The organism is Sulfurimonas sp., from assembly GCF_028694605.1.
GTDB lineage: Bacteria > Campylobacterota > Campylobacteria > Campylobacterales > Sulfurimonadaceae > Sulfurimonas.
On sequence record NZ_JAQVKP010000003.1, the window covers coordinates 86,361 to 106,494 of the forward strand.

7 protein-coding genes are annotated in these 20,134 nt (G+C 42.4%); all 7 read right to left on the reverse strand.

What is annotated here, in order from left to right:
• Positions 1-75: 75 nt before the first annotated feature.
• A complete protein-coding gene (locus PHY84_RS02945) occupies positions 76-633 on the reverse strand; it encodes a transglutaminase-like cysteine peptidase (protein ID WP_299857568.1) in 558 nt (185 codons plus the stop codon).
• Positions 630-12,950 (reverse strand): Ig-like domain-containing protein, encoded by a 12,321-nt coding sequence (locus PHY84_RS02950; RefSeq protein ID WP_299857570.1) that lies wholly within the window; start codon positions 12,948-12,950, stop codon positions 630-632. The genes PHY84_RS02945 and PHY84_RS02950 overlap by 4 nt, the downstream gene beginning before the upstream one ends.
• Before the next feature lie 96 nt (positions 12,951-13,046).
• The gene (locus tag PHY84_RS02955; protein ID WP_299857572.1) at positions 13,047-13,817 is read right to left on the reverse strand and encodes a hypothetical protein; all 771 of its coding nucleotides are present in this window, start codon (positions 13,815-13,817) and stop codon (positions 13,047-13,049) included.
• Entirely contained in the window at positions 13,810-14,427 is a 618-nt protein-coding gene (locus tag PHY84_RS02960; RefSeq protein ID WP_299857574.1) for a response regulator transcription factor, read from the reverse strand. The genes PHY84_RS02955 and PHY84_RS02960 overlap by 8 nt, the downstream gene beginning before the upstream one ends.
• The gene (locus tag PHY84_RS02965; protein WP_299857577.1) at positions 14,428-15,771 is read right to left on the reverse strand and encodes an HlyD family type I secretion periplasmic adaptor subunit; all 1,344 of its coding nucleotides are present in this window, start codon (positions 15,769-15,771) and stop codon (positions 14,428-14,430) included.
• A complete protein-coding gene (locus PHY84_RS02970; protein ID WP_299857579.1) occupies positions 15,768-17,912 on the reverse strand; it encodes a type I secretion system permease/ATPase in 2,145 nt (714 codons plus the stop codon). The genes PHY84_RS02965 and PHY84_RS02970 overlap by 4 nt, the downstream gene beginning before the upstream one ends.
• On the reverse strand, positions 17,905-20,052 hold the full coding sequence (locus PHY84_RS02975; RefSeq protein WP_299857582.1) for a TolC family outer membrane protein: 2,148 nt from the start codon (positions 20,050-20,052) through the stop codon (positions 17,905-17,907). Before PHY84_RS02975 ends, PHY84_RS02970 begins: the two co-directional genes overlap by 8 nt.
• Positions 20,053-20,134: the final 82 nt, after the last annotated feature.

The window sequence follows — 20,134 nt, forward strand, 5'->3', positions numbered from 1 at the left end:
ATCATACTCCTCAAAGATGTTTAGCAAGATTATAAATCCGGCATCATAAAATAAGACTTAGGTTTGAATTGCAAACTAACGCTCATTTTTTATTTTTTGAATAACACCCAAAAATTTGATAGTTTCCAATCTTTGGTCTTGTGCCTTAAGAGAGGATTCATTCACCCATTTTACAATTTTCAAATCACGTCTTTTTGTGATAGGGAGAATTTTCCAGCTAAGGTTGTCTAGTATCAAAATTTCTCCGGATTGATTTTTGACCCCCAGTACGGCATGCAACTCTTGCAAGTTATCTACTTTGACGATAATAATCATCATTTGTGAAGCATCAAATCCAAGCTCTTTGAGAGCAAAATATTTTGCGATAACAAAATCTTCGCAATCCCCTTTTCCTCGTATGATAAACTCTTTAGGAGTACTCCAGTAATCTTCTTCACCCCAGTTAAGAGAATCAAGTTCATTTACGATTTGGTTAAAATAGCCATTGATTTCCTCAAGCTGTACCTGCTTGGACAAGAGTGCTGTTTTTTCCATAAAACGGCGATAATCGCTCCAGCGTTTTTCGGCGATGCTCTCTTCTTGCGCCGATACAAGCGTCAAAAAGAGAAAAATCCATACGACTAAAAATCTCATGCCATTCCCGCGTTTTGATCGATTTCGATTTGAACGATTGTATCTTGAGCGCTGTTATCGACATACAACTCCTGTGTCTCTTGTTCTGCTCCTGTTGTCATTTCTGTCATGGTCACCTCTACCTCAATATCGGCAAGCAATGTCGTCTCTTGGGCAAAAACGGTTGTTGCCGCTTCTGAATCAAGCGTAAAGATGGAACTAAGCGGCACATTCTCCAAATCAGAACTTTGAGCATCCGGTTCGTTGCTTTGTGCTTCGATTACCATCTCTGCCAAACCATCAAGACGAACAGATTCACTTGATTCTTCTGTTTCTGTCTGAGTTTGATTAGCAACCGGCGTGATAGGCAAATCGTCTGATGTGTATGTTTCATTATTTGCAAATTTAAAACTTTCCACATTCAAAACAGTATCGGTTGCATCTCTGCCCTCAACCGTATCTGCGACGGTAAAGCTGCCGTTGTCGTTTCTCGTGATGGTATATTCGCCGGATGCTCCGCTAAACACCGCCGTATCATCTTCGTTTCCGCCGTCAATAGTATCGTTACCTGCACCTCCGACTATATAATCATCACCGCTTCCTGCATCAATCGTATCATTTCCGCTTCCGCCGAATATAGTGTCGTTAGCATCGGTTCCTCTTATAACTTGCGCTGTAGTATCATTACCGTCAATTATGACGCTGACACCGCTTGAAGCTTGAGAGACATTGCCGGAAACATCGGTAGCAGTAGCCGTGATGTTAAATGTTTTTGCATCCGCATCGCTTGCGACGGCAAATACGCCGTTTGTATCGGCAAAAGACCATTTGCCGCTTGCATCGGCACTTACCGTCGCTACGGCTTGGGTATCGTTGAAAACCGTCACGATACTGTTTGCCTCTGCCGTTCCGCCGATGGTCAATACACCGTTTATATTTGCTATATCACCGATAGTTGGGGTAGCGGTTGCGGTGTCTATAGTCACGGTTTGTGTCGTAGTAGATTTATTGCCGGCTATATCGGTTGCCACAATGGTTAAGGTATGATTTACACCATCCTCGCTGCCTATTAATTCAGAAACAGTAATCGAATATTTACCGTCTTTATCCGCAAAACCACTGCCCACGACTACGGCTTGAGTGTTAACAACCTCTGTAATCTCAACTTTGGCTCCTGCTTCGGCAGTGCCTATGATAGTTGGGGTTGTGTCATTAGTGATGTTGTCACCGACTGCTCCGCTGTCACTCTCTGCAAACACGGAGTAGGTAGGTGTAGATGTCAAACCATCGTCTGTAACTGCGTATGTACCGTCCATAAATTTGAAATTTTCTACATTTTTTACGGTATCCGTACCATCAGCACCCACTACCGTAAATGTTTGTGTGGCTTTATCGTAAGAAATAGTATAGTCGCTTCTGTTGCCGCTAAAGAGTGCCGTATCATTTCCGCTTCCGCCGTTGATTGTATCGTTACCCGCACCGCCGTTAATCGTATCGTTGCCCGAATACCCGTTTATAGTATCGCCACCGGATGTTCCGTCTAATGTTTCATTGTTGGCACCTGAGAATATTGAAATAGTTTGCTCTTCCGTAACGGCTTGGCTTGCGTTGCTTGATTCTGTTGTTATAACTTTTACTTTAACATCAAAGTCTGCCGTAGCCTTCGGTGTAATCGTCAATCCCTCAAGCTGATTGCCTAGCAGCGTCCATGTGCCATCACCATTGTTAACTCCCGCACTTAACGTCCCTTTGCCGCCTGTGTCTATGACTATTTTCATATTTTCGCTGCCGTCTGTATCTACAAGTGCCGCCGATATTTTGAGCGGTATAGCAACACCGGCATCGCCCCTTGTGCTATCTGCTGTGTTTTGGCTTGTGTTGAGTGCGGCTTCATCGGCTGTTGCTATTATCTTGACATCAAGAGTATCTGTATATGCTTGCGTGGAAGTATCGCCGTTTGAATCTATGGTTTTAACTTCTACACCTATGGCAAAATCACCGCTCGCATGTGCCGGAGCCGTAAATTTCAAACTCAACAAATCAGTCGGCTGCAATCTTGGCGTATCTATGACCCAAGTACCGACTTGCTCTCCTGCATGTCCCATGTTAAACGCTCCGCCTTCAGGAACATTTTTCAAAACAACACTTATAGATTCGCTGCCGTCGGTATCGCTAAGCCCTACATTAATCGGCGTAGAGACTGCCGCACCGTCACTTGTGCCTGTCTCTGTCACGGTGGCATCAAGAGCTGAAACGGTTGCTTCACTTGCTACGGGGTCAACAACTACGCTAAATGAGTGGGCCTCGCTTTGGCTAATCTGGGCGGTTGCCAAGTCATAGTTATAAGCTTTGACGCTTAACTCTATGTTTCCGCTCCATCCCTCATCAGGCTGTATATGAGCATTTTGCGCCTGCGTTTTTGTAAGCACCCAAGTTGTAGTTTCATCTGCATTTACCTCTCTTATGGCACCGCATAACGCTCCGTTTGCATCCACAAGTGTCGCACCGAGCGGCACCCCGCTGATAACAACGGATGCTATCTCGCTTCCGTCGCTATCTTCTTGCATGACATTAAGTCCCAGAGAAACTTTTTGGTTTTCGGCCATATGAGCATCTTGCGGCGTAAGTGAAATATTTATATCGTCCGCCTGTGATGCAAGCGACACTTTAAACTCTTGGTTTGTGACTGTTTTTTGTACGCTGCCGTCACTCCACACATAACTGGCTTTAAATGCAAACTCACCGTGAACATTTGCAGGCGGAAGTGCTTGAAGAGATGAGAGTTTGGCACTATCGACACTATATACACCCTCATTTTGGCTTATCTCGCTTCCATCGGAATATCTAAGCGTCCAACCTTCTGAAGGAGTGATATCTATATTGCCCGCCACTTTCTCGCTTCCGTCTGTGTCTGAGGAGTGTATGTTTAGATTTAGATTTATAACTTCGCCTTCGTCGGTCTCCGTTGATGAGATACCCTCTATCACAGAATCATCAACCTTGGAATCAATAGTTATACTCCAAGGCGAAGGCGAGACATTTACAACACCGCCGCTTGAATTGTCCGTATCCAGTATGGTTAGATTTTGTACGGTTACGTCTCCGCTATAGTCATCGTTTGGAACTATTTTTATGCTTGAGATGTCGGTAGTTACATATTTTCCATCAGGCAGTCTGTATGCGTTTGATGAAACCATTGTTCCGTTTGTAACGCTTGAGGCATCAAAAATAACTGCGTAAGAGTGTCCCTCTTGTGCGCCTGATATGTTTAGAGCAAATCCGTTGCCGTCTTCAGATACACTTCCTACACCCACCTGCAATGACAAGTCCAAACCATCCGCTATGGTGGAAGTGCCGCTGCCCGTTCCATCGGCGATAGGAGTACCGTTTTGGTTATAGTTTATGGCAAATGTATCTATATCGCCTACTTTATAGTCTCCGTCATTTTCTATCGTCACGGCTCTTGCTTGAAGATTTAGGCTGCCGTCTCCGTTTAATGAAGTGATATTTATCTTAGCATCCCCAAAATCAGCCTCTTTCACCAACCATATACCGTTACCTACGCTTATACCGCCTTGTACAACCCAAGATGTGTTGTTTGTAACAGTGGAATCATTTTCGATTATATAGTAACGAGACTCGCTGGTATCGTTATCAAGCATAGTGCCTTGAGTGATAACAGACGAGAGTGGTGCAGAAACAACATCAACGACTACTGTTTCAGAGACGGTAGTCGTTTCAAGAATCGTTGTTGTTGGCAAACTAGATGTATCACTCATTTCACTGGTAGTGGTTTCACCGGTTTTGAGTGCGTCATTGGTACCGCTTGCAACTAAGTTGCTATTTGCATCCAAATCATAAGTTGAACCATCTGCGAAAATTACTTTTTCAAAATCATGCACATACCCTTTGAGGCTGTTCCAGTTGTTTTTGACATTGACATCACCAAATTTAATTGTGTCATAGCCTGTTCCGCCATAGATATGTCCTGTTATGGCTTGTCCGGTTTGTGCATAGTCATTGCCGCTTCCCATGTAAATCGTTCCGCTAAAATGTTCACCTGAGATGAAGGTATCGTTGCCGTCGCCGGCGTCAACCATACCTTTGTTCATTTGACGGGTTTGAATATGGTCATCGCCTGCGCCGCCGTAGATTTTCGCCGTTGAATCAAAATGCTCGTTACCATAAATATGGTCGTTTCCTTCACCTAAATCTACCGTTCCTTTGGTTAGTTGTCTTGCATACACTTGGTCGTCACCTGCACCCAAAGTATTGTTGCCGGAAGAGTGTTCACCAAAGTACATTTTATCATCACCTGCTCCCAGTGTTACATCAGCAGAGCTTTTTTGGGTTTGATTGTATTTGACATAATCTGCATTATCGGTACCGGTGAAGTCTGAACCATCATGAGTGTTAAATGTTTTGGTAGCCGTAAAGCCGGTTGCCTGCGTTGCACCATTGGTATCAGCTTCAACAAAAGCCGTTGTAGTAGTTTGATAATATTTGCCGGTTGCCGAATCGTACGACACACCTGATGGGAGATTACTGTTGTCGATAACTTCAGTCGTTGTGGTTGTGGTCGTTGTTGTGGTAACGGTATAACCGCCGCTACTACCGACTACAAACGAGATATTGTCAAACTCTCCATTGGCATAAGTTCCACCCGTTAAAACTTGTGACATTACTATTGTCGCAGTAGTTGCACCGTCTGGAATGGTGCCGCTGAGAGTATCGATTGCATTAAAGCCTATATCTGCCGTCATGGCTCCGGTTGAAAATTCACCTAAAACATTTCCGTTTGCATCTTTAAATACAACTTTTAACTCACCCGTATCGTTATCGTTGTTGTATCCTGCAAAATCGGCATTGAGCTTAAACTCATTGCCCTCTACATTTGAAATATCAATATCTTGGTGAGCTACCGTAGTTCCTCTGCCTAAGAATATATTGCCGGTTCTATCTCCATCCGCATCTTCATAGGTTTTTCTCGTCGTAATAACTAAATCCCCACTATCGGTTATCCAGTATTTTTCGCCTGATTCAGCATCTCCATTTATTACAAGATTGTTAGACCACTTAGCTGAACCGCTTGTTATACTCACATCATTAGCCTCAAACCCGCTTACACCGTCAGCCACACCTTTCATATCTACACTGATACTTGTAGTAATCTCTTTTGTAGTAACTTCTGCATTCCCATCCAAATTTGTAGTTTCACTATCGACAATCACTCTTTTAAATATTATACCGCCAAAATCTACATTTGAATTTTCAGGGGCTTTTATCATTATTGCGTTAGCTTGTGCATTGCTTAGAGTTATTTCGCTTCCGCTGCTTGTATATGATGTCGCTCCGCCGTCAAAACTGTAGCTTATGCCATTTGGTATAGTTAGCTTGACACTTCCCTCTTGAATACTTTCGCTTGTCTCTGCCCCGCCCATAGGAAGATTTAGATTTGTCCATGTGTCTTCCGTACTCGTGATGCTTTGTGAAGTAGCATAATCCTCAACTATACCTGCAACATTTACATTAAAAGGAATATTTACAATTTCTGTATCGCCGCTGTTTTCCAGTGAAATTGCTTTAAAGTTTAGCGATATCTCGCCGCTAAAATTTTGGCTCGGCAATATTTGCAGTTTATATGAACCCTCGCTTATATTTTGCATAAGCGTTTCATCCAGTTTCCAGTCAGTAGCGGAGTCTGATAATTTTGAGAGGCTCATACCGCTCATATCATTCACAACATTGCCGTCACTATCCAGCAAACGGATTTGAGCGCTTGTAGGAATGCTTTCTATAACTCCGTACAGATGTTCACTGCCGTCTGCATCGTTAAGATTTGCTTTTAAGTCAAGGGTTATCCAGCTGTCCTCATCCCCAGATGCGCTTGCACTCGCCACTACCGTATCCGCCGTTGCATTTACGACTACTTTTAGTGTTTGTGAAGCAGTCGCCGTATCTAAGTTGCTTGACTCTGTTGAAGTTGCACTTATATTTAGGTCAAAATCGGCATCACTATTTAAAGGCGGTTGGATATATAGATTGTTTAGCTCGGAGCCGCCGACCACACACTTGCCGCCGACCACGTTTAGCTCTGTATTGCCGTTAAATAGTTTTGCTCCATCGGGGATACCCTCAATAGTAATACTCAAAGTCTCGCTGCCGTCAACATCCGTAAGGGAAGATTTTATATCAAGTTCTATTTTTGTATCTTCATCTCCCGAAGCTGTTTTTACGCTCAATACAGGAGTATCCGCATCTGCTTCTACACTTACGCTCAAATCTTTACTAATGTTCTTGGCAACCGCATTTTCAGAACCCTCTTTATCATTAACGGTGGCGCTTAGTTTAAATGCAAGGCTTCCGCTAAAATTGTAAGGCGGTTTGAACTCTACGGAACTTATCGAATCGGTAGGAACACTTACGCTTTGTGTGGTTGAAGTTATGACCACGTCCACCGAAGCATATTTTATGTGGCTGCCGACAGGCAAAGAGGTAATCTTATAATTACTTATAGATTCGCTGCCATCGCCCATAACTGTTCCAAGATTTAGGCTAAAGTATCTGTCCTCGGTTCCGCTTACATTTTCATTTGTGATGGTAGAGTCAGTTGCGTCCGGCGTTACGGTAATAGTCATGTTTTTGGTATCGATTTTTGTTTCACCGCCTGCTGCAACATCACCGGAGAGTTCTTTTGTTGTTGTTTCTACCGTAAGTGTAAAGTCCGCACTTGAGTTGGAAGCAGGGAGTATTTTCAAACCTTTTACGAAGTTTTGGAAATCAGCGGCACTCATACTGTTTGTCAATGTATATGTGGTAGAGCCTGTTTCAGATGTGAAAAGTGTCACTCCGTTTGCATCTTGTATAGAAGCGCCAACCGGTATAGACTTTATGGAGATAGCATCATATACTTCACTGCTATCACCATCTTTTAGTGATATACCTATATTTAGTGTTTTTGCCGTATCTTCAACCGTAGAGATTCCGCTAACGCTTATATTTGTTCCGTCCGCTACTGCTTTTACATTCAAATCTATTGTAAAATTTGCGGACTCTACCGTATTTCCGCTTCCGTCTTGAGAAGATGCTTTTACTGTTATATCACTTAAATCAACATCTGAATTGCTGTATGGTTTTAGCTGTATAGTAGGGTAAGATGCCGCTGCCGCCGAGCTTGGAATATTTATGGAAACTAAACCGCTAGCATTAGCCGCTTGAGCCACACCATTTACCAAAACGACACTATTACCAAGATTTCCAAGTGTGATGGTATGTGTTTCGCTTCCGTCAAAATCCCCAAATGTCACATTATTTTTTATTGTATCGGTAATATTTACAGTTACATCTTCATTTGTAGATACCCTTAAATCGGTAGCATTAATACTAACCGCATCTGTAACCGGAGTAATATTGAAACTAGCTGTTGCAGAAGAAGTTCCGCCTTTGCCATCCGAAACGGTATATGTAAAACTAGCTGCCCCGCTATAATTTGCAGTAGGTGTAAATGTTATAGTACCGTCATTGTTTAGTACAACTGTTCCGTTTGTGGCACTTTGAACACTCTGTATAGACAGTAAATCATGGTTTGTGTCCACATCCGTATCATTTGCAAGCAAATCGCCAACATTGATAACTACGGCATTGTCTTCTAGGTGTACGCCCTCTATAGTGTCTGCTTTGGCTATCGGAGCATCGTTTGTACCGGTTATGGTTATAGTTAGCGTTGCACTGTTTGTTATATTTCCTGCATCATCTTTGGCTGTATATGTAAATGTATCGGTTGTACTCTCGCCGGCTGCTAAGAACTGGGTTTTTACGGTATCTACGGCATATGTGTATGAACCGTTTTGATTTACGACCAGATTTCCATACTGCCCGACACCCGTTGTTAGCGTATTTAAAGTATGGACGTCGTTTGTAAAGCTTCCCTGCGTACCGTCATTTGCAAAAAGGCTACCCGTTATGGCAGTTCCGTCCTCGCCGATTGTATTTGTATCATTGAGTGCATTTGTTGTTGTATCTGTTTTAAATAGCAGATTTTGGGTGTTTGTATTTCCGGCTGTATCAGTAATAGTCGCTGCTATATTATGAGTTCCATCGCTAAGCACACTAGAAGTAAAGCTCCATTGTCCATTTGTTACGGTTGCCAATCCTTTTGACACCCCATCAACAAATATCTCTACTTGAGCCGTATCTGCCGGAGCTATGCCGGTAAATGTCGGGGTTGTATCATTTGTTAGATTATCGGTAGAGCTGATACCGCTGTCGCTTGCTGCTATAAGGTCAACATTTGTAGATACAGTCGTGTCAACCGTTATCGATTGGGTAGCTGTTGCAGAGTTGCCTGCCGTATCGGTTGCAGTTACCGTTAGGTTATGGGTACCGTTGCCTAGTACCGTTGTTGTAATGGAGTAAGTACCATCAGCCGCCACAACTCCGCTTCCCACCACGGTATTGCCGTCTTTGATAGTTACCACAGAACCGGCTTCGCCAACTCCATTGATAGTAGGTGTAGTATCGTTGGTGATATTATCGCTGTTTGATTTTCCTGAGTCGCTTGCGGCGTCTAGGTCTGCCGTAATAGCCGTCAGTGTATCCACAATTATCGTTTGTTCCGTAAATGCTATATTTCCTGCTGCGTCTGTAGCCGTAACGGTAAGTTTTTGCGTACCCTCAGCCAATGCCGAGGTTGTGATAGAGTAGTTGCCGCTGCTATCAGCCGTGCCGGTTCCTACAATATTTCCGTTTGCATCTTTTATGGTTACCGTCGCTCCGTTTTCCGTAGTACCCGTGATTGTCGGCGTGTTGTCTTTTGTGATATTGTCAGAGTTAGATAAGCCGGTGTCGCTTGCAGCTGTTATGTCTGCCGTTGGTGCCAGAGTGTAGCCATCAGGCGTAATATTAAGAGTTACCGTAGCCGTATCCGTTCCGCCTTGACCGTCACTTATGGTATAAGCAAATGTCACAGCTCCGTTATAGTTTGCTTCCGGAGCAAATACTACATTGCCATCTACTAGAGACACCGTACCGTGAGTAGCATCTTGCACGCTTGTGATTGTTAATGTATCTCCATCTACATCCGTATCGTTGGCTAGGAGTTTTGATTTGGCAATAGTTATTGATGTGTCTTCTAATCCAACGATATTTACACCCGCTCCGGCATCATCTACAGCTACCGGTGCGTCATTTGTGCCATTTACAGATAGCGTCAGCGTACTTGTAGAAATTCCGCCCTCACCGTCAGAAACCGTGTAGCTAAATGTTTCGCTTACGCTCTCGCCGACACCTAACGCTTGGATAGCAGGGTTTGCATTGTTTGGCGTATATGTATAGCTTCCATCGCTATTTAGAGTAAGTGTTCCATATTGACCGTCATAAGTACCCGCATTTGCTACACTTAACACTTGTCCGTCGTTTGCAAGCTGCCCGTATTTGCCGGTAGAGTTGTTGGCGTCGGAATCATTTGCAAGTACATTACCGGTTACCGAAATGGCATCTTCTGCTACACTATTTGTATCGGCTATAGTATCTGCCTCATGATTGATAAATATCTTTTGGCTTATCCAGTCAGTTATATTTCCTGCACTATCGGCCATTTTTACATCTACATGGAATTGGTCAAAACCATACTGCCAGTCAGACTGAGCATATTCAAAATCTCCGGGAGTGAATATCCAGTCGCCGTTTTGCTTAACGGTAATCGTCCCTTGGTCTGTAATGCGTGAGTACTCTCCGTTTGCATCAAAAATATTTGCACCTTCTACCGAGTTTCCGGCGGTATAGTTAGTTTCAAACTGCTGCGACCATCTAATGCCTACAATATCGGCACTGCCATCAACATGTGAGCCATTTTCATATGTGGTTGTAACTCCGTTTTTAGTCACACTGATATGGCCGGTAAAGAAGTTGCCCGTAGCAATGTCGCTACTATCTCCTCTGCCATAAGGTGTTGCATGGTCATTGTCTTGCACTGTCAATATATCGCCTTGGATAAACGTATTTGCAACCAAATCCACGCTATGGACCGAATCAACGGTTGAAGTGACACTGTTGCCGGCCGTATCTGTTGAAACTACGCTTACGGTAAAGTTCGTATCATTCGCAAGGTCGTCTCCGGCTACACTAAAGCTAAATGTTCCGTCAGCTCCTATGGTTGTTGTATATGCCGTACCATTAATTTCTGTCGATACGCTGTCTCCTGCTTTAATATCTCCGCCGATTGCGCTTCCGCTTACAGTGATTGTTGAATTGGACTCAGCGGCATTGATAACACCATCAGCTGTAATCGGGTTAACACTAACCGTTCCTGCGGTAGCAGATATGTCTGCATCAAGAGCAGTTGCGCTTGCAGTTGATGAGCTGTTTCCTGCCACATCAGATAGTATTGCAGTTACGCCTGCGTTTGGAGCCACATCTACAGATACACCATTTGCGATGTCACTGGCTGTAAGTGTTACGGAAGTTGAAGTTCCGTTTACAGTGTAAGTTAGTGTATCGCCAACGCTTGAACCGACTACGCTTATTGTAGCTTTTACGGTTCCATCGTTTCCAAGCTCAGCTTTATTATAAATTCCGTCACTGTTTGCATCAGCAGCTTCAAGTGTGATTGTTGGGGTAGCTATCTTAGTATCTATAGTTAGTGTTTGTGTAGCAGTTGCGACATTTCCGGCTATGTCGGCAGCTGTTATCGTGAGAGTTTGAGTACCGTCTGGGAGAGCTGAGGTTGTGATGGAGTATGTTCCGTCTGCCCCGACGATAGCCGTGCCTACTTGGTTGCCGCCTGCGTCCGTGATAACAACGCTTGAACCTGCTTCTCCGCTTCCCGTGATGGTTGGGGTGTTGTCTTTGGTGATGTTATCGGTTGTTGTTCCGGCTGTTCCTGCTCCTGCCGAATCGGATACATCTGCCAAATCGACTGTTACGTTTGTTGTTGTGTCAACGCTTAGTGTTTGGGTTGTGGTTGCGGAGTTGCCTGCTTTATCAACAGCTGTGATGGCGGCTGTATAGTTTCCATCGGCAAGAGCGGATGCGGTTACGCTCCAACTCCCGTTATCTGCTACTGTGGTTGTCAGTGTCTGTCCGCCTATTAAAACCGTTATGGCAGAGCCTGCTTCTCCTACTCCCTCAATCGTTGGGGTGTTGTCGTTTGTTAGGTTATCGGTTGTTGTTCCGGCTGTTCCTGCTCCTGCCGAATCTGACGTGTCTGAGAGGTTGGCTGTTACGGTTGTTGTTGTGTCAACTGCATGAGTTGAATCGCCGATTGAAGTAACAGTATTGCCGACTGCGTCAAAGCTTACTACGCTTACCGTAAAATCCGTATCAGCTACAAGATCGGCTCCTGCCACATTCGCAAATGTGAATGTTCCGTCATTCTTTAGGGTCGTAGTGTAAGCAGTGCCGTTGATTGAGGTTGTAACCACATCGCCTGCTTTGATATCTCCGCCAAGGGCAGTTCCTGTTACATTTACGCTTGAGTCGGCTTCGGTGGCGTTAATTATGTCATCAGCCGTAATTGGATCTACAACCACTGCTCCTGCCTCTGCACTCAAATCGACCGTAATATCCCTTGAAGCTTCAGAAGTTACGCTGTTTCCTGCATTGTCTGCCGAAGCTACCGATACCGACACGGAGTTGTCTGCAACCAAATCAGATGTTGCAACTTCAACCAAAAACGCTCCGTCTGCTTGAACTGTGGTTGTATAGCTGGTTCCATTTACTACAACCATTACAATGTCGCCCTCAGATATATCCCCGCCTATCGCCGTTCCGCTAATTGTGATTGTTTGTGCTCCTGATTCAGCTGCGCTTATGATATCATCTCCGGCAATTGCGGAGATTGTCACGGTTCCTGCCTCTGCAATTGTATCTACCATGATATCTTCTGTTGTGACCCCGGACAACTCATCAGGCGTTATACTCGCTTCATGAGGCGCGATTTGAGCCCAGACATCTGTCTCTTCCCCAGTGCGATCTACCGTTGAACCAAGAGAGTATTTATCCAAGGAGACAGATGCAGTCGGTGTGTCATCATAATTTTCAAGGTAAAAAAGATTTTGATCCAATCCCGCAAAAAAATCATCTACATCAATTTGCGTATGTATCGCATCAACAACATCTTTAGAACCTACGCTTTCACCCAATCTGGCAATTTGATTGCCGGCAAGTTCGAGGATATCGCCGTTTGCAAGTGCGAGTTCAAGCTCTATACCGCTGTTTCCGACAATGATATCGTCTTCAAAAACATTGCTTCCCACTGCAAGTATCTTGATGGTTCCATCTGCCGATTTTACAAGATATTCACCTGTTATTTTTGTTACTGTCCCCATTAGCTTTGACATAAAAGACCCCTTATCTTAAAGTAAAAAATTATAATAAAAAGGAGACTAAAAAGATATTGTCCAATCGGACAAAATAGAGGTGACCCAGAAGGAATATTAAAGCTGGCTAAGAAGAAGCAGGCGTAACTCTTTTAGCTCAAAAACCACATGATAGTAAAGAAGATACTTGCTTTTGAGTGCCCTGCTTTGCAACAAGGGATCTACTATATAAAGCATCCTGTCAACAAGAGAAAGGATAATCACATAATCAATAACTGCGCTGTTGTATTGGGTATAACGGTATAAAGCCACTAGAAATATATAGATTATATAGAAATTTTCGACTATACTATCAAGTATCTTGTCCGCATCATACTCAATTCTTTTTTCCAGTAAATTTTGTATATTTTCAAGCCTAGCTGCCAGAGCATTATATTTGTCAATCTCCGCAGCAAATCTCATTCTTCCTAAGTTCTTATTACGAAGATAATTACATTCGGAATTTATCATCTTTAGCGCTTCTATGCAGTTTTGTTTAAGATTTATCATTGAAATTATATTTTTTTCATTTACAGCAAAAAAATCATCCCTATTTTTTGAAACAGGGTTGATATATCTGGACAAAAACCGCTCTACCTGTTCAAACAGCTCTTTTTTGTTCAAATTGTTTACGTCTATAGAACATAGTGTTTTTAAAATAAAAGCGACATGCTTTTCGTCCGCATCGCTGATTTCCTCTTTGCATGTAGTAACGATATCATCAAAGCTGCGAATCATCAAAAGCGTAACATTGCTCTGTAGTTTTACTTCCATGTCATATGTTTCGGACAAATATTTCTGTGCGGTTTGAATAAGGTCGTTTAATTTACCGTTGAATGTATTATGCATTCTCTCTCCCTTTCACCCATAAAACAAGACCCACACGGTCATGCACCCCGAGCTTTTGATAACATGCCAAAATATGTGCTTTTACCGTACGCTCTGTTATTTCTAACTGCTTAGCTATCTCCAAATTAGACAAACCGCATGAAACATAATGCGCCACCTGCATTTCTCTGGCACTTAGAGGATCTTCTTCATCAAGAGAGTTTTGGGCTGTTTTTTTCAGGCTTATATTTGCAATGATTTCTTGCACAACCCCTGGATCTATCCATACACCTCCGCCAAGCACTGTTTTGATTGCATGTTCAAGATTTAACTGATTTGTAAAACTATTCAGATACCCCTTCATGCCGCTTTTTAAAACCTGAACCCCTTGATTAAAACGGGGCAACGCACTCATACCCATAAAGGTAGAATGCGGATACTCCTGAACAAAAAATGCTAACTCGCCATAGTTCATATCTGCTGAATCCAAATCAATAATAAAAAAATTATTACTGCCATCCTCTGTTTTGTTTGCGTCAAATTGACTTACTTTATAGCCCAGCGGCAATAGTTTAGAGGTCAGCTGTTTCTCAAATGTTTTTGAACTGCTAATAACATTTATATGTATCATCTATTTTTCCGTCAATGCATTTTGTTTGGCTTTGATGATTGGTTTTAGCAAATATTGCAGTATGGTTTTTCTTCCCGTAATGATATCGACCGCCGCCGTCATACCGGGAATAATATCAACATTTGAGAGTCGCTGGTTTATATCGTCATGTTGATTTATCCTAACCTTTACGATGTAATAACTCTCTTGTTTTTGCTGGTCCACAATGGTATCTGAGCTAATCTGATATACCTCTCCGGTCATGCCGCCATAAATCGAAAAATCGTATGCGCTAAACTTAACAATCGCCTTTTGCCCTTGATGAATAAATGCGATATCCGAAGGTTTGATCTTTGTTTCAACAAGCAAACTTGCATCGCTTGGAACAATTTCCAAAATATCCATACCGGGGCGTATAACCCCTCCGACAGTATTGACAAAAAGCTGCTTCACGATACCGTTAACAGGGGCTTCAAGTTTTGTCCTGGTCACCTGATCTTGAAGCGGGAGCGCTCCTGCTTTTAAACGCTCAATCTCCGCAACCGCCTCGCTAAACTCCTGCTTTGCTTTTGTTTGGTAGTCAATCTTCTCTTGCTGCATTTTGCCTTTAAGCTCGTTGATTGCAAAGCGAGTTCTTGGGATGGAATTTTTCACATCGTCAATTTGGCGTTCAATCTCATTTCTTTCACGTTGAAGCTTCAAAAAATCAACCTTTGCCTCAACTCCCCGTCCTAAAAGCTCTTTGGAAATTTGCTCTTCTTTCAAAATCAAATTTTTATTTTCTTCCAACAACTCCATTTTTGATTTTGCACTGTCATACTCATTTATTTTTTGGTTGAGCTGCTCATTTAAAATTTTTATTTTGTTAACCAGCTGTGTTTTGTTGCTCAAAAAAATAGACAGTTCATGCGCAAAAAATTCAGAAACTTCCTCTTTTTTGGATGCATCTACAACAAAATCCTGCGCATTGGATTCGGCTTCAAGGCGATATAATTTTGCCTTTAGCGATTTGTATTGCAGATGATTCTCCTTAAAATCACTCACCGCCTTGATATCGCTCAGCTGAAGCAGTATATCTCCTTTTTTGACGCTGTCTCCCTCACGGACCATCAGCTCTTTAACGATTCCGCCTTCAAGATTTTGAACTACCTGAAGATGCATGGACGGGATAACTTTGCCCTCTCCTTTTGTAATTTCGTCAATCTCTGCCAAATGCATCCAAACGATTGTTCCAAGCACTAAGGCGCTAATCGACCAAACGAAGATACGAGATCCTCTTGTAGTCGTTTTCTTAGCGGCTCTATTAAAACTCGACATATAGTCAAGATCTTCAACACTGTTTGAAAAAATATTTTTACGTTTCATGAGCGACCCTTTGATAATTTTTCCATTATCTCTTTTTTAGGACCGTCCGCAATAATTTTACCGTTTTCAAAAACAAGAAGACGATCTACCAAATCAAGCAATGAAGTCTTATGTGTAACAACGATTATGGTTTTGTTCTCAAAGATTTCCGTAAGGTTTTTCTTGATTTTTTCTTCGCTTATACTGTCCATCATACTTGTAGGTTCATCAAAAATCATAATAGGGGCATCGGCGACAATCGCTCTGGCAATTGCGATACTTTGACGCTGCCCGCCTGAGATACCCTCTCCTCGCTCGCCGACATTCATATCAAATCCCCTTGGATGGCGATTGATAAACTCTTCCGCACCGCTGATGCGTGCCGCCTTAAAAATCATCCTCTCATCCGCAGACGGCTCCCTGAAGATGATATTTTCACGAACTGTTCCCTTCATAAGCGATATATCCTGAGGAACATAACTTATATTTTTTCTCAAATCCACCGGATCAATTTGGTAAATATCAATACCGTCAACCATTATTGACCCCTCATCTATCTCGTACAATCCCATCATCAATTTTTCAACGGTTGTTTTTCCAGATCCGATTCTGCCTACAATTCCGACTCTCTCGCCCTGCCTAATTTTAAAGCTTACATTTTGCAGTGTATATTTATCCTCATCAGGATATTTAAACGTTACGTTTTTAAATTCGATATCACCATTCAAATTTACTCGTTTTAAAAATTCTTTATCATTAGGATGCTCGCTTGGCAACTGCATGATTTCACTCAATGAAGCATAAGAACTTTTAACATTTTCATAATTTGAAATCATCGAAGCCACCTGACCAAGAGGCGACATCGCACGGGAAGAGAGCATAACAGCCGCTATTAGCGCCCCCATCGTCAAAGTTTTTTCCTGAATCATATAAACACCTGCGATAATCATCAGAACCGTTGTCATCTGAATTAAAAAATTTGTTACCGTAGGAATAGATGCGCTCAAAAGTTTGGATTTTAACCCCACATCGGCAATATACCCATTTGCCTCTTCCCAGTTCCATTGCGACTGCCCGTTTGCTCCCATTGTTTTAATGGTTTCAAGATTCATCAAACTCTCAACCAAAACGCTATTTTTATTTGAAGCTGCTTTTTGTGTCAGTTTTATTGACTGCTGAAGCGGATTTTTAATCGCTAGCGTATATAGCAAAATCATAGCGCCGAGGATAGTCGGTATAGCGACAATCCATCCCCCAAGCATCCAAACGACAAATAAAAATATGATTAAAAAAGGAAGGTCTATTAATGCAACCAATGTCCCGGATGAGATAAAACTACGCACGGCATCAAATTCTCTTAGATTATTGGCAAACGAACCTACAGATTTTGGTTTTGCTTTCATGCGAATATCCAAAACTTTTTCAAATAAAATCGAAGAGATGATAACATCACTTTTTTTTGCCGCTATCTCAAGATAATAGCTTCTCGTAAACTTCATTATCATATCAAGAACATAAACAAGCATTATCCCGCTGGCTAGCACCCACATGGTTTCCAGTGCATCATTGGGGATAACACGGTCATATACATTCATCGTAAACAAAGGGCTTGCAACCAGTGCGATATTGATGATAAGCGAAGCCAAAATAACATCACGGTAGATATATCGTGACATCCACATTGTTCCCCAAAACCAATGTCCTGTTGTGTGTTCGTCGCTTTTTTTCTCAAGAGCTTCAACTTTATACTCTTTTTTTAAGTAAAACGCATATCCGAGATACTCGCCCTCAAGCTCTTCGATTGAGACCCATGACTCCCCGCCGCCGGCTTCGGGTAAAATAATCTTTGCCTGTTTTTTGTCTTTGCTGAATGCTTCAAGAATACATGCGCTCTTACCGCTAAGAACTAAAATAGCAGGCAGTACAAGCGGCGAAATCTCTTGCAAATCTTTTTTAACTATACGAGAACTCAATCCGGCTTTTCTGGCTGCACGGGAAAAAAGCCCCTTTGAACTCTCAGGCGAAAAAAGTTCAGGCGATTTTTGTCCATTTTGGATTGGAAGTCCAGCGATTAGCGACTCGGCACTGTGCGGTATATGATAGAGTTCGGTATAAAGTACCAAACACCTCAGCAATGGATCAATGTCATTGTTTTCAATCATTATTTATCCTTGTATCTGATTCGATTGTTCCATCCACTTGCGGAATCGGCATGTCAAGTATCTTAGATTTCTCAGTGGTCAATATCTCTCTTTCCAATGAAATTCCAAGCTCACGCAAGCGCTGTTCCAACGGCTCCACTTTAAAAGAAGCGTCCATAGGAACTCTCTTTTTTTGTACGGCTGAAGGGATTTCCGGCAACTGTACAACAGCGGCGCATGCGTCTGATTCAAACTCCAAACCGCTTTTGCGTGCTTCAACGGCTTTTTTGCGCCAATGCTCAGCCTTTAGCGCATCTTTTTGGATACCGCATCTTCCGTCCCGATAATAACTCCAAACTATCAAGTAAGACGGTGTATATCCTGCCTCTGCTGATTTTATATACCAATACGCCGCTTTATTTTTGTCAATAGCTACGCCGCTGCCTTGATTGTACATTCTAGCCAGCACAAACTGTGACTTAACATTGCCTTCCTCTGCCGCCTGCGTCAAGAGTTCAAATGCTTTATCGTGAGATACATTATTTTGCAAATACTCCATAGCTTGAGTATATTTTGGATGATTCTCACAAGCAGAGATACTCTCAGGCGGCTGCTTTAGAGGAGGTGTCGGTTCAGACGGCGGTGTTACGGACGCTTCATGAGTGCTATGAAGTACGTCTGTACTGTTTGGCTCTGTGCTTTTATTTAAATCTATTGCCAAATTTAGTTTTAAAAACTCATAGCTTGCATACTTGGGAATTGACTCACAACCATATACGCCAAATGCTATATCGCTGCTGTTTTGACAGATAGCAGTGACATGGTCTTGTTCAACATTTTCGCTCTTATAGTTATACTCTCGCTTTAAACTGCCTGCGATATCGATATTGAAATGGGACAAAAGAGTTCCTTTGGCATCCAAAATACGGTACTGGGCATAAAGCAAATCATACTTGTTTTGGATTGATTTGCGTTTTGCGGTAATATACTCATCTTCCGTATCCAAGATGTCAATGAGAGTGCGTCGCCCCAAATCAAACTCTTCTAAGTAATACTGTTTTTTCTGTGAGCTTACCTCTTCATAGATAGCCAAAAACTCTTTTTGACGCTTAAGGCTTACATAGGCATTGTACGACAATCCCATATTTTCCATTACTTCACGCTGAATCGTATGGAGCTTTTCGGTAGCAATCTCAATCTCTGAAATTGCCTTTTTTACTTTTACATCGCTGGCACCGCCATTGTAAAGATTCCACGAGAGCGTTAAAAGTGCTGAATAAGATTCATTTTTCCCGCCCATTCCGCTTGCATTTTCCGATGTATTTGTTTTCATAGCCGCATCAATGCTTGGCATATATTCACTATACTCCAATCGCATCGCCGTTTTGGCGGCTTCTATCTCATAACGGCTTACCAAAATAGATGGATTTGACTTCAACGCTTCCTCTAGCGAAATATCCAGCGTGGATGGCAAATCCTTTACCTCGCTAGGGCATACAAGATTTTTTCCCTCTTCATACCGCCCCAACACTTTATGAAAATTTGCCAATATATCTTGATAGTTATTGTCTTGCGCAAGAAGATTTGAAGATGCCAACGCCAGTTTTGCGGATACTTCCATAAAATCAGAAATCCGCCCGCCGCCGCCCTTGGTTCTTGCCCTAACATCATTAAAAAATTTTTCGTGAAGTTTTACATTTTCTATATCTACCAAAAGCAGCTCATAAGAACGGATAAGGTCAAGATAGCTTTTTATAGTTGTAAGCGCCAAGTCGTTTGCTTGTTCTTGAAGAGCAAATTCTCTGGCTTTTACTTTGTACTTTTTTGTTTTAACATCATAATCCGTTGCAAAACCGCTAAAGAGATTTTGTGTTAACGTTGCGCCGGTATTCCATGTACTCCAATCTTTTTTTTCATATTGAGTCAGTTGGGATTGCGCCTGTTCTACTCCGTAAGACCCCTGAACATTAAGCGTCGGATAATAGCCTGACTTGGCTAGTTCAAGTTCATGCTGCGCAACATTAAGCTCTTTTCGTTTCGTAATAATGGAAGGATTTGTTTTGAGGACTTCTTGCAGAGAAAACTCAAGAGTAGCGGCATATAAAAAAGAAAAATTGCCGAGTAGCAGGCTAAAAAAAATGATTGGGTATTTACGCTTCACTATCCTTTTACTCCACATTAATAAATATTTTCTTAAAATGTCGCCTAATTGTACCTCTTTAATATAAATTTTAACTTATATT